General features: G+C 35.2%; 10 protein-coding genes and 2 pseudogenes. 8 read left to right on the top strand and 4 right to left on the bottom strand.

The window, feature by feature from the left end; genetic code table 11:
• Nucleotides 1-2: 2 nt before the first annotated feature.
• Nucleotides 3-1,352: an aminomethyl-transferring glycine dehydrogenase subunit GcvPA gene (gcvPA, locus tag AB4Y30_RS09845; protein WP_368652066.1), complete on the top strand. Its 1,350-nt coding sequence runs from the start codon at nucleotides 3-5 to the stop codon at nucleotides 1,350-1,352.
• Nucleotides 1,345-2,808: an aminomethyl-transferring glycine dehydrogenase subunit GcvPB gene (gene gcvPB, locus AB4Y30_RS09840; RefSeq protein ID WP_368652065.1), complete on the top strand. Its 1,464-nt coding sequence runs from the start codon at nucleotides 1,345-1,347 to the stop codon at nucleotides 2,806-2,808. Before gcvPA ends, gcvPB begins: the two co-directional genes overlap by 8 nt.
• Nucleotides 2,809-2,867: 59 nt before the next feature.
• On the opposite strand, the gene AB4Y30_RS09835 is transcribed toward gcvPB, so the two are convergent.
• Nucleotides 2,868-3,245 (bottom strand): rhodanese-like domain-containing protein, encoded by a 378-nt coding sequence (locus AB4Y30_RS09835; protein WP_368652064.1) that lies wholly within the window; start codon nucleotides 3,243-3,245, stop codon nucleotides 2,868-2,870.
• Nucleotides 3,246-3,732: 487 nt separating this feature from the next.
• Here AB4Y30_RS09835 and AB4Y30_RS09830 point away from each other — a divergent pair, with 487 nt between their 5' ends.
• A complete protein-coding gene (locus tag AB4Y30_RS09830) occupies nucleotides 3,733-6,294 on the top strand; it encodes a vitamin B12-dependent ribonucleotide reductase (protein WP_368652063.1) in 2,562 nt (853 codons plus the stop codon).
• 81 nt (nucleotides 6,295-6,375) lie between these two features.
• On the opposite strand, the pseudogene AB4Y30_RS09825 reads toward AB4Y30_RS09830, so the two are convergent.
• Nucleotides 6,376-7,802 (bottom strand): annotated as a pseudogene (locus AB4Y30_RS09825) (IS3 family transposase); the annotation flags it as partial.
• A 6-nt stretch (nucleotides 7,803-7,808) separates the two neighbouring features.
• Nucleotides 7,809-7,889: pseudogene (locus AB4Y30_RS09820) on the bottom strand (hypothetical protein); the annotation flags it as partial.
• 337 nt (nucleotides 7,890-8,226) lie between these two features.
• Between AB4Y30_RS09820 and AB4Y30_RS09815 the strand changes: the two are divergent.
• On the top strand, nucleotides 8,227-9,417 hold the full coding sequence (locus AB4Y30_RS09815; RefSeq protein WP_368652062.1) for a coenzyme F420-0:L-glutamate ligase: 1,191 nt from the start codon (nucleotides 8,227-8,229) through the stop codon (nucleotides 9,415-9,417).
• 683 nt (nucleotides 9,418-10,100) lie between these two features.
• Entirely contained in the window at nucleotides 10,101-10,520 is a 420-nt protein-coding gene (gene mntR, locus AB4Y30_RS09810) for a transcriptional regulator MntR (protein ID WP_368652061.1), read from the top strand.
• A gap of 23 nt (nucleotides 10,521-10,543) precedes the next feature.
• On the opposite strand, the gene AB4Y30_RS09805 is transcribed toward mntR, so the two are convergent.
• The gene (locus tag AB4Y30_RS09805) at nucleotides 10,544-10,912 is read right to left on the bottom strand and encodes an SA1362 family protein (protein WP_368652060.1); all 369 of its coding nucleotides are present in this window, start codon (nucleotides 10,910-10,912) and stop codon (nucleotides 10,544-10,546) included.
• A 343-nt stretch (nucleotides 10,913-11,255) separates the two neighbouring features.
• Between AB4Y30_RS09805 and aroQ the strand changes: the two genes are divergently transcribed.
• The 3 genes from aroQ (at nucleotide 11,256) to efp (ending at nucleotide 13,428) form a co-directional block, all read left to right on the top strand.
• Entirely contained in the window at nucleotides 11,256-11,684 is a 429-nt protein-coding gene (gene aroQ / locus AB4Y30_RS09800) for a type II 3-dehydroquinate dehydratase (protein ID WP_368652059.1), read from the top strand.
• A 72-nt stretch (nucleotides 11,685-11,756) separates the two neighbouring features.
• Complete coding sequence (locus AB4Y30_RS09795; RefSeq protein WP_368652058.1) at nucleotides 11,757-12,818, top strand: M24 family metallopeptidase; 1,062 nt, start codon at nucleotides 11,757-11,759, stop codon at nucleotides 12,816-12,818.
• A 52-nt stretch (nucleotides 12,819-12,870) separates the two neighbouring features.
• Nucleotides 12,871-13,428: an elongation factor P gene (gene efp, locus AB4Y30_RS09790; protein ID WP_368652057.1), complete on the top strand. Its 558-nt coding sequence runs from the start codon at nucleotides 12,871-12,873 to the stop codon at nucleotides 13,426-13,428.
• Nucleotides 13,429-13,439: the final 11 nt, after the last annotated feature.

Here is a 13,439-nt window from a genome sequence, read left to right as displayed (position 1 = left end):
TAATGGGATTTAGATATTTACCAATGACAGAAAATGATAAGCAAGAAATGTTAGACGCAATTGGTGTTAAGTCTACAGAAGAATTATTTTCTGATATTCCAAGTGAGATTCGTTTAAAAGAAGGATTAAAGATTAAAGAAACAACAAGTGAAGTTGAATTAAAGCGTGAATTAACAAAGCTATCAAGCAAAAATATCAATACAAGTGAATATACTTCGTTCTTAGGTGCTGGAGTATACGATCACTTTATTCCATCTGTTGTAGACCATGTTATTCGTCGTTCAGAGTTTTATACAGCATATACCCCATATCAACCGGAAATCTCTCAAGGGGAGCTTCAAGCTATTTTTGAATTCCAGACAATGATCTGTGAATTAACAGGTATGGATGTTGCAAACTCATCTATGTATGATGGGGGAACGGCATTAGCAGAAGCAGTTACTTTAAGTGCTGGTCAAACAAGAAGAAATAAAGTTCTTGTGTCTAAAGCTATTCATCCAGAATCTTTAGCTGTTATTCATACATACGCTAAAGGGCAGAACATTGAAGTAGTTGAAATTGATCAAGTAAATGGTTTAACAGATCTTGAGCAATTAAAAGACTCACTTGATGAGAATATAGCAGGTGTCGTTGTTCAATATCCAAACTTCTTTGGACAAATTGAACCCTTAGCAGAAATTAAAGAAATTATTGAAACAAATAAAAAGACAATGTTCTTAGTATCTAGTAATCCACTAGCACTAGGTTATTTAACCCCTCCAGGTGAATTCGGAGCAGATATCGTTGTTGGAGATACACAGGTATTTGGTATTCCTGCTCAATTTGGTGGGCCACATTGTGGTTATTTTGCAGTAAAGAAAAACTTGATGCGTAAAGTACCAGGACGTCTCGTTGGTCAAACGAAAGATGAGAATGGACTTCGTGGTTTCGTATTGACTTTACAAGCGCGTGAACAGCATATCCGTCGTGATAAAGCTACTTCTAATATTTGTTCTAACCAGGCATTAAATGCACTTGCTAGCTCTGTATGCATGACTTCTTTAGGTAAGCATGGGGTAAAAGAAATGGCTGTGTTAAACATGAAGAAGACTAGATATGCTAAGCAGAAGTTAGCAGAAGCAAATGTACCTGTCGTATTTGAAGGATCTGTTTTTAATGAAATTGTAGTGAAATTATCAACTTCTGTTTCAGAAGTAAATGATAAGCTATTGGAAAAAGGAATTATTGGTGGTTATGATTTAGGCAAAGTAAGCCCAGATTTAGAAAACCACATGTTAATTGCAGTAACTGAAATTCGTACAAAAGAAGAAATTGATACTTTTGTAAAAGAATTGGGGGATATCCATGGCTAATAAAGACTTTCCGTTTATTTTTGAACGTAGTAAAGAAGGTAGAAAGAGTTATAGTCTACCAGCATTAGATGTGCCAGAATTTGATTTAGAAGCAGAAATTGAAGATGCTTATGTTCGTAAGACAGCACCTGAATTACCAGAAGTAAGTGAACTAGAAATTATGAGACATTATACAGGACTTTCTAATCGTAACTATGGGGTAGATTCTGGTTTCTATCCATTAGGTTCTTGTACAATGAAATATAACCCTAAAATTAATGAGGATGTGGCTCGTCTTCCGGGCTTTAGTAATATCCATCCTCTACAAGATGAAAAAACAGTACAAGGTGCTCTAGAAGTGCTTTATGATTTACAAAATTCATTGAATGAAATTACAGGAATGCACGCGACTTCCCTGCAGCCTGCCGCTGGTGCTCATGGAGAATGGTCAGCTTTAATGATGATTAGAGCATTCCATGAAGCAAATGGTGACACTCATCGTACAAAAGTATTAGTTCCTGATTCAGCACATGGAACAAACCCAGCTTCTGCGACTGTGGCTGGTTTTGAATCTGTAACAGTAAAATCGAATGAAAAAGGTTTAGTTGATTTAGAAGATTTAAAGAGTAAAGTCGGCGATGATACAGCGGCTTTAATGTTGACAAACCCGAATACACTTGGATTATTTGAAACAGAAATTTTAGAAATGGCTAAAGTAGTACACGCAGCTGGTGGAAAGCTTTACTATGATGGAGCAAATTTAAATGCAATCATGGGCTATGCTCGTCCAGGAGACATGGGATTTGACGCAGTGCATTTAAATCTTCATAAAACATTCACAGGTCCACACGGTGGTGGAGGTCCTGGTTCTGGTCCAATTGGAGTATCAAAAGAGCTTGAGCCGTTCCTACCAAAGCCTGTATTAGTTAAAGGTGAAGATGATTTACTTACATTTGATTATGATCGTGAGAAATCAATTGGACGCGTGAAGCCATTCTATGGTAACTTTGGTATCTATTTAAGAGCCTATACGTATATCCGTTCAATGGGAGGCATAGGACTAAAGCAAGCTAGTGAATATGCAGTACTGAATGCAAATTACATGATGCGTAAGTTAGAGAAAGAATTTACACTTCCTTATACGCAGCATTGTAAGCATGAGTTCGTATTGTCAGGAAGTGTTCAGAAGAAGCTAGGTGTTCGCACATTAGATATGGCTAAACGTCTGTTAGATTTTAATTATCATCCACCTACCATTTACTTCCCATTAAATGTTGAGGAAGCAATGATGATTGAGCCTACTGAAACAGAGTCTAAAGAAACATTAGATGGATTTATTGATACCATGCTTCAAATTGCTAAAGAAGCTAGAGAAAATCCAGAAATTGTTCAAGAAGCTCCTCATAACACAGTTGTAAAACGTATGGATGAAACTACAGCAGCTAGGAAACCAATCTTACGCTATACAAAAGAATAAATTTGCAAACATAAAAAAACGCTTGGAGCCTAATAACTCCAAGCGTTTTTTATTATATTTTATTTTCCTGTCTTTACTTTACCAGTCCATTTTTTAAATCCGCCTTTAAGCTGGTATATTTTTTTGTACCCTTTTTTATGCAATAAATTTGCAGCACGGTTGGATCGAGCTCCACCTTGACAATAGAGGTATACAGGCTTATCTGGGCGCATTTCTACTAGTCGTTGACGCATTTGTGTAACAGGAATATTTCTTGCACCTAAAATATGCCCATTTTCAAACTCCTGTGGTTCACGCACATCAATTAACTGTGCTTTACGGTAACCTTCACGAAATTGTTCTTCCGTTAAGAGATTGATAAATGTTTTTTGTCTAAAATAACGGAAAACAAAAAATGCAAGAAGGATAACTGCAGCAATAACGTAAAATTTGGTCATCATTATTTCCCCCGTTTTAATTCTAAGAATGTGTAAAATTTCAACATGAATATTTCTTACGCTATTATGTTAAGAGTTCATGTCCGCACCTAATCTTACAAAGAAATTGAGACAAAAGAAAGTGATTAGCATAAAAAACGAACGATGTAGATAGAGCGAATATTAACGCAATCTATGTTTAGAATTTGCTAGTAAAAATACTTTTGTCCCAGCCACGTATAATTTTTACAGGCGCTTTTCGTTTTGTTCATCCTATTATTGATTATAGAAGGTATCGACTAGAATATCAAAGTATTTTTCTTTTTGGCTGAAATTGTATAAGATAGAACAAGTTGTTGATTTTAAACAATCATTTAACTAGAAATTGTTATAGAAATATAATTCTTTTATATTGACTTTATTGGTTTTTTTTGGTCAAATAACAATATATAGTATTAAAATCTTATGAAAAGCACAATATATTGTATTATTGTAAGGAGAGGTTATCATGTCTACTATTGTGAAACAAGATACGAAAATTAATATAGGGTCTTTAAATGAAGATATTAAACGATTTCCGCAAGTTCATCCAATTACACCAGATATGAAATTAAGACATCAAGGTGTATCCCAATTAGTTATGTTAGATCGTTATTCATTTAAAGATACAGAAAAGAAAACATTAAAAGTAGGAGATTTTGTTGTATTAACAGTTAAAGCCGATCCTAATTTTCCTGCAAGAGGTACAGGAATTATTCAAGCATTGAATTTGGAAAATAATACAGCTGAAATTTTAGTGGATCAAGAGTATCTTTCTGTATTGGATGATGAGACAGAAATGGCAACAGGAAGAATCATTAGAGATATTGATGTCATTGATAAACCGTTAGAAATTTTTTATGAGCAAATAGCGAAAAGAAATGCTACAGGACTTTCAAGTGTAGAGGTAACAGAAGAGAATAGACAAAAATGGGGCCAGACTTTTTACGAGGAACTAGCAGGATTGAATTTTGTTCCAGCTGGTAGAGTGTTATATGGCGCAGGAGCAGATACAGAAGTTACTTATTTTAATTGCTATGTGATGCCATTTGTTAAAGACTCTCGTGAAGGAATTTCAGATCATCGTAAACAGGTGATGGAAATTATGAGCCGTGGTGGAGGAGTAGGAACAAATGGGTCTACCTTACGACCACGAAATGCGCTTGCAAGAGGTGTAAATGGAAAATCTTCAGGTTCTGTATCCTGGTTAGATGATATTGCCAAGCTCACTCATTTAGTAGAGCAAGGTGGAAGTCGACGTGGAGCACAGATGATTATGCTAGTGGATTCGCATCCTGATATTGTAGAATTTATTATTTCGAAAATGCAAAACCCACGTATCTTACGCTATTTAATAGAAAACACAGAAGATGAACAAATTAAACAATTAGCAAAAGAAAAATTGAAATTCACTCCATTAACGGAAGTGGAAAGAGATTTATATCAAGGTATTCTAAACTATCGGAAAATGCCAGGACAAGGTGGGTTTACGAAGGCTGCTTTTAGAGAAGCGGAAGAGAAGCTAAATACAGGTGGTACATACTCTGTTCATCATCCCGACTTTTTAACTGGGGCAAACATTTCAGTTTGTATCACAAAAGAGTTTATGGAAGCAGTGAATAATGATAGTTATTATGAGTTAAGATTTCCAGATGTTGAAAATTATAATGAGCAAGAAATGAAAGAATATAATGAGAATTGGCATCATGTTGGTGATGTTCGCCAGTGGGAAGAAATGGGTTATGGAATTCGAGTATACCGAAGAATTAAAGCAAGTGCACTTTGGGATCTGATTAATATTTGTGCAACATATTCAGCAGAGCCGGGCATTTTCTTTATTGATAATGCCAATGATATGACAAACGCAAAGGCATATGGAGCTCAAGTTGTTGCAACAAATCCATGTGGTGAACAACCATTAGCACCTTACTCAGTTTGTAATCTAGCAGCTGTAAATTTAGCTGAAATGGCAAATAAAGAAGAGAAAAAAGTTAATTATGAAAAGCTAAAGCAAACGGTAAGAAATGGTGTACGTATGCAAGATAATGTAATTGATGCAACACCATACTTCTTAGAAGATAACAAAAAACAAGCATTAGGTGAGCGTAGAGTAGGTTTAGGAGTTATGGGATTACATGACTTACTTATCTACTGCGAAACTGTTTATGGTTCTGAAGAAGGAAATCAGTTAATTGATAAAGTATTTGAAACGATTGCAACAACTGCTTATCGTGCTTCGATTGAACTTGCTAAGGAAAAGGGAAGTTTTCCATTTTTAATTGGAGAAACAGAAGAAGAGACAATGCAGTTACGTCATGCATTTATTAATACTGGATATATGAAAAAAATGCCTGAAGATATTCGTGAAGGAATTTTAAAATATGGTATTCGAAATTCACATTTATTGACTGTTGCACCTACGGGATCAACAGGAACAATGGTGGGAGTTTCAACAGGTTTAGAACCATATTTCTCTTTTTCATATTTCCGTAGTGGACGTTTAGGTAAGTTTATTGAAGTAAAAGCAGCAATTGTAGAGGAATATCTACAAATGAATCCAAATGCTAATCCGGAGCAATTACCAGAATGGTTTATTTCAGCAATGGATTTATCACCAGAAGCACATGCAGATACACAATGTATTATTCAAAGATGGGTAGACAGTTCTATTTCGAAAACAGTAAACGCACCAAAAGGATACTCTGTTGAGCAGGTAGAACAAGTATATCGTCGTCTATATGATGGTGGAGCAAAAGGCGGAACTGTCTATGTTGATGGTAGTAGGGATTCTCAAGTACTTACACTAAAAGCAGAAGAAAACAAATTTGAACAAGCAGAATTTGAATTTGAAGAAATTGAAGAACCAAGAAGAATCATTCGCGATACCATTCAAGAATTGGAGAAGACGAATGTAACGATAGGTTCTGAAATCGGCGATCGTTGCCCGGTATGTCGTGAAGGGCATGTGGCAGAAATCGGTGGATGTAATACATGTACAAGCTGTGGTGCACAGTTGAAATGTGGTCTATAATCGTAAAATAAGTAGAGGAAAAAGCTGATTAGATAATGAACTGCCCCCTGTCAAGTAGACAGTGGAAATAATAAAAAGGATCTAAGCGGCTTTAGCTCTATATTCCATAGGGCTAAGGCCGTTTAGTCGTTCTTGATATCTTTCATGATTATAAAAATGTATATATGCTTCTATCGCACTCGATAGCTCTTCAAATGTCTCAAACTTATGTAAATAATACTTTTCACATTTAAGTGTTCCCCAAAAGGATTCCATAGGACCATTATCAATGCATCTACCAACACGAGACATACTCTGTGTCATTTCTGCTTCCTCTACCCTTTGTTTAAAACCTTTAGAGGTATACTGAAATCCCCGATCACTATGGATCAGCGGATGTTCTCCATCCAAAAGGGCTACAGCTTGATCAAAAGTCTGAAACACAAGCGGATTATTATTGGAATGCCCTAACACATAACTCACAATCGATCCATCATATAGATCACGAATCGCGCTTAAGTAGGCTTTTTTTGATTGGCCATACTTCAATTCCGTGACATCTGTCACCCATTTCTCATTTGGCTTTTCAGCTGTAAATTCACGGTTGAGCACATTTTCTGCGACATGTTGAGGAGTAGAGTGTTTATACTGTTTCTTCTTTCTTCGAATAACAGATTGGATCCCAGCGACTTTCATCAATCGATATATTCTTTTGTGGTTAAAGTGCTGACCAAATTTCCGATTCATGTTCAACATCATTCGTCGGTAACCATAGATGCCCTCCACCTGATGATGGAGGGCTTTCATTTCTTTGATAATTTTTTCATTCTCAAGCTCTCGAAAGGAAGGTGTACGATTGACCCATTTATAGTAAGCAGCTCTTGAAACACCAGCAATATCACATAATAAGACGATGCTTAGTTGATCCGTTTCATGCAGTTCTTTTATAGCGATATATGTATTTTCCCATCTGACTTGATTTATTTTCTCCTCCTTTCGATCTCCTCTAACTTTTTTAAGAAAGCATTCTCTGCACGTAAACGTTCATTTTCTTTTTCGATTTGGCGCATCTTTAATTTCATTTTTTCTTCTGGAGTTAATTCTTCCACACGTTTGGAACGTCCTCGTCGATCCTTTAACGCATCCCATCCACCTTCTTCATATTTATGTACCCATTGATATACTTGTTGGTAGGATACTTGGTGATTTTCAGCCGTTTCTTGATAATCTTTCTCGTCGGCTAAAGCATCTTGTACAATCTGGATTCGTTCTTTCCAAGTGGTTTTTCTCCCTTTCGTCATAGAGTATCTTCCCTTCCTTTTCGTCCCTTTTAATTCTCTATGACCATTATACTTTTTAATCCATTTTTGAAGTACCCCTCTACTAGAAATTCCATACTTTTTAATGATTTCATTTTGTGAGTACTTCCCTGATAAATAATCGTTGACTGCAGCTGTTTTCAATTCCTTAGCATATCGTTTCCAAGTCCTTGAATCTGCTAAACCCTCTATTCCAGATTCTTCAAACTTCTCTATCCAGTTATATAAGGTAACCTTAGGGATTTGATACGTTGAATAGATTTCTGTAAGAGAATATTTTCCTTTTTTATAAGCCATGACTACTTCATGTTTAAATTCTGTAGAATAAAATTTATTGGACACAAAAACCCCCCCTAAATAAACAGATTTTTATTTTTTTATCTGTCTACCTTAAGGGGAGCATACCATAATGATTCTAGTCAGCTTTTTCAAGTTTTTTTGAAATAATCTATCGTTAAATAAACAGGCCTCTTCATCAATAAAGATTTGTGACAAAAAAGAAAAACATTATTATTCATTTTGATCTCTTTACCATATTGTCATTTTACATTTAGCATTGTTATCGTGTATAGTACAATAGTAGAGAAGACAAAGGCACTTTAGAAATAGTGTTATTGTGAAGGAGCGATTTTTTGTGGAAAGAGTTGTTGGAACGGTTACAAGAGGAATTCGATGTCCAATCATTAATGAGGGAGATAATATCGAACAAATCACAGTAGATAGTATTTTAAAAGCAGCAGAAGTAGAAGGCTTTGAAATACAAGATCGCGATATTGTTTCTATCACAGAATCCGTTGTGGCTCGTGCGCAAGGAAATTATGCAACCTTGGATCAAATTGCAAAGGATGTTAAAAATAAATTTGGTGAAGATACTATAGGCATTGTTTTTCCTATTCTAAGTCGGAATCGTTTCGCAAACATTTTGCGTGGAATAGCTAAAGGGGCAAAAAAAATTGTTATTATGTTAAGTTATCCTTCAGATGAAGTTGGGAATCATCTTGTGGATATTGATACATTAGATGAAAAAGGGGTTAACCCTTGGACAGATGTATTAACAGAACAACAGTTCCGTGATAACTTTGGTTATATTAAGCATACTTTTACCGGGGTAGATTATATTGATTTTTATAAATCTCTTGTTTCTCAGTACGGTGTCGAATGCGAGATTATATTCTCAAATAGTCCAAAAACCATTTTAGATTATACAAAAAGCGTTTTAGCTTGTGATATACATACGAGAGAAAGAACGAAAAGACATTTAAAAGCAAACGGTGTAGAAAAAGTTTACAGCTTGGATGAGATTTTATCAGAGTCTGTTGATGGTAGTGGTTATAACCGAGAATTTGGTTTGCTAGGTTCGAATAAATCAACAGATGATGGAGTGAAGCTTTTCCCAAGAGATTGTCAACCTATCGTTGAGAAAATACAGAAAATGTTCAAAGAAAAAACAGGTAAACTAGTCGAAGTAATGATTTATGGAGATGGCGCATTTAAAGATCCAGCAGGTAAAATTTGGGAGTTAGCTGACCCAGTAGTATCACCTGCATATACCACTGGCCTCGACGGGGTTCCTAATGAAGTAAAATTAAAATATCTAGCAGATAATCACTTTTCGGATTTAAAAGGTGAAAATCTTAATAATGCGATAAGAGAATTTATTAATAATAAAGAAGACGATTTAGTAGGTACTGTTGAGACTCAAGGAACAACGCCAAGAAAGCTAACAGATTTAATTGGATCATTATCTGATTTAACCTCTGGTAGCGGTGATAAAGGTACACCTCTTGTCTTCATACAAGGTTATTTTGACAATTATACGAAATAATCAGGCTGTTGTAGAAGGATTTTAATCCTTTCTACAACAGTTTTTCATGTAGTAGGAAAGAATAAAAGTTTTGTATAAATTAATTCTTATGCAGAGACAGCACTGTCTAGCTCCGAGCGCCAAAAACTAAGAGCTAACACGAGCCGCCCTACAATAAAGAAGACTTGACGATTGCCAAGCAGTCAGGTGCAGACAGAGTCATAGTCGCACTTTCATTAGCTAAATATGGTCACGTCACGAGCACGAACGCTGATACTAGCTCGTCGTGTCCGTCGTGCCCCGCAGGTGAAAGTCAACATCGGTTCTGTTTTATAAGGAAGCCCAATTAAAATCAGGCTAAAGCCTAACGTTGGATACCCCTAAAGGGCATGTTTCCTTTATCTCAAGGGTAAAGGAAGTTCGACTACCGTCGAAGCCCCCAAAGGACGGGGACGCAATCTTTTTCGACGTACGACGTACAGGATGTACTAGTGCGGATGTTGCTCGCGTGACGTGGCGTACTGAATCCGTATTCCCCTAGCGTTGTGCTCGTGACGTCGCGTTTTTAGCCTGTAAGGGCGCGACTTTCGCTTTTCTTATGTAAAGACTGCGTTATTTGTATAAAAAGGTTATTTCTTGTATGATTAAAGTAAGCCTTACAAAAAAGTTTCTTGCTATAAAAATATATGAAGGAGGGAAAAGACATGCCAACACCAACAATGGAAGACTATATAGAAGTGATTTATAATTTGATTGAAACGAAAGGTTATGCAAGAGTATCTGATATTGCAGAAAAGTTTTCTATCCATCCTTCATCTGTAACAAAAATGGTTCAGAAACTGGATAAGGACGAGTATCTAATATATGAAAAATATCGTGGTTTTGTTTTGACTGACAAAGGAACGGAATTTGGTAAAAAGCTAGTATTTCGTCATGATTTATTAGAAGAGTTTATGGAAATTATCGGAGTAGATGAAGAGCATATATATAATGATGTGGAAGGGATAGAACATCATTTAAGCTGGCATTCTATTGAAAGAATTGGTCATCTCGTTGATTATTTTAAACAAGATAAAACAAGAATAGCTCAGCTCAAAGAAATTCAACAAAAAAATTCTAAATAGAATGCACAAAAAAAGTCGAATGTTTAATGAACATTCGGCTTTTTATTCGATTTATTCCCATCAATTACTCGTAAATGAGTGGCTTTTCGACGGGGTTTTTTTCTATGAGTAGTTGGTCTATTGTCTTTAACATTTTTGATATGAGATATTTTTGTTTGTTGATATTTCTTTTTTGATGCTTTTACCGCTTGTTTGTATTTCTTTATTTCACTAGCTTGTTGGCCTTTTGGCATCATCACCTGCCGAATAACAATAAAAATAACTGCAGCAATAATGATGGTAATGGATACGCTTATTAAAAATCCCACTGTGTTAGTTGTTAATTGGGAAATTAAACCAATTACAGCTAGAGCAATAATAACGTAAGTGAATATTTTAAATACGTTTCGCATTACAATTCCTCCTTTTTCTCTATTCATATATAGAATGAAACATTTATAATTTAAACGTTTCATAATGAAGTCTGATATTGAGAAATATAATTATATTACAAACATCATAACATGAATAATCGTAAAATGTGTTGTTATCGTATTTATTACCCTAAATTACATAAATTATAAGAAGAAAAAGATTTTAAAAAGATTTATCTTTAGAAATGGAGATACTTCCTGCTTTATTTTGTTAGCTGGAAATGTCTATAAACAAGCTTAAATCAGGTTATTCATTCCATTCTTTTTATGATAAACTAAAGTTACTATTTAAAATTAGTTTAAGGGAATGAATCATTTTAAAATGAAAAAAATATTATTATTAAACGGACCTAATATCAATCGACTTGGTAAACGTGAAAAAGAATTCTACGGTACTTTTACATTAGAGGATATTGAGAATGATGTGGGTGCACTCGTACAAAAACATGGGTATGAATTGGATTGCTTTCAATCCAATCATGAAGGTGAGCTAATTGATTGCTTGCATAAAGCAGACGGAGTATATAAAGGAATTATCTTTAATCCTGCAGCTTATACACATACTAGTATTGCTTTACATGATGCAATTCAATCTATTTCTACACCAGTGATTGAAGTGCATATTTCTAATGTTCATCAGAGAGAAGCATTTCGTCATGTTTCCATGACAGCACCAGCATGCCATGGGCAAATTGTAGGACTAGGTGCATTAGGATATCAATTGGCTGCTCAGGCATTTATCACGGACTAAAAGTGTTCACTAAAGAAAGAGATTCTTTGCTGAAGGTAGCTTCTCTTTAAAAAATAAAGAAAGGGGTATTAGATGAGTAAACTTGCTAAGCTGCAAGCGAAATTAAGTGAAAAGGGACTAGACGCCCTAATTGTGACGAATCCATATAATCGGAGATACATAACCGGATTTACTGGTACAGCTGGAATGGCTATAATTACACCTCAAGAAGGTATTTTTATTACTGATTTTCGATATACAGATCAAGCACAAGAACAAGCTAAAGAATTTAAAATTATTGAGCATACACAGGCAATTGAACTAGAAGCAAAATCACAATTGGAAGCTCTACAAGTAAAAAATGTCGGTTTTGAAAAATTTGCTGTAACTTATGCGGAATATGAACGTTTTAAAAACGTATTTCCGGTAGAATTAGTGCCAGTTGAAGGACTAATTGAAGAACTTCGTGTGATTAAATCAGATGAGGAAATTCAGATTCTAAAAGAAGCTGGTAAAATCGTTGATGATGCATTTGAGCATATACTATCTTTTATAAAACCAGGTGTTCCTGAAATAGATATTGCCAATGAGTTAGAGTTTTTTATGCGAAAACAGGGAGCTAGTTCTTCAAGCTTTGATATTATTGTTGCTTCAGGATATCGCTCTGCTTTACCTCATGGAACAGCGAGCACGAAAAAGATTAATACAGGTGAGCTTGTGACAATGGATTTTGGTGCACTTTATAAAGGATACTGTTCTGATATCACAAGAACTGTTGCTGTTGGAAATATCAGTGATGAATTAATGCAGATTTATCAAACCGTTTTAGAAGCTCAAATGATCGGAGTAAACGAGATTAAACCAGGAATGACTGGGAGAGAAGCAGATGCCTTAACACGTGATTACATTACGAGTAAAGGATATGGGAAATATTTTGGTCATTCAACAGGTCATGGGATAGGTTTAGAAATTCATGAAGCACCAACCTTATCAATACGATCTAAGACGGTGTTAACCCCAGGAATGGTAGTTACAGTAGAACCAGGTATATATATTTCAAATACTGGTGGTTGCCGTATAGAAGATGATATTGTTATTACAAAAACTGGAAATGAGCGCTTGACATATGCATCAAAGGAATTAATATACTTATAGGGCGATTTTTGCTTAAAAGCTCCGAGCAATCGGACAAGGAGGATAAATAATTATGATTTCAGTAAATGATTTTAAAACAGGACTTACAATTGTAGTAGAGGGTAACCTATGGCAGGTTATTGAATTCCAGCATGTAAAGCCTGGAAAAGGTGCTGCATTTGTACGTTCTAAATTACGTAATTTAAGAAATGGAAATATCCAAGAGAAAACTTTCCGTGCAGGAGAAAAAGTAAACCGTGCACATATTGAACATAAAAAAATGCAATATTTATATGCTTCTGGTGATTCTCATGCATTTATGGATACAGAAACATATGAACAAATTGAATTACCAGCAAGTCAGCTTGAATATGAATTAAAATTCATTAAAGAAAATGCGGAAGTATCTATAATTACTTACGAAGGTGAAGTAATTGGAGTAGATTTACCTAATAATGTAGAGTTAGTTGTTGTTGAAACAGAGCCAGGTTTAAAAGGAGATACTGTTAGTGGTGCTTCTAAACCCGCAACAATGGAAACTGGATTAATTGTACATGTCCCTTTATTTATTAATGAAGGTGAAACATTGATTATTAACACAGCTGAAGGTAAGTATGTATCTCGCGCATAAGAGATAATGTT

This window comes from Ornithinibacillus sp. 4-3 (assembly GCF_040958695.1).
Lineage (GTDB): Bacteria > Bacillota > Bacilli > Bacillales > Amphibacillaceae > CALAMD01.
This window is presented reverse-complemented; position numbering and strand designations above follow the sequence as displayed.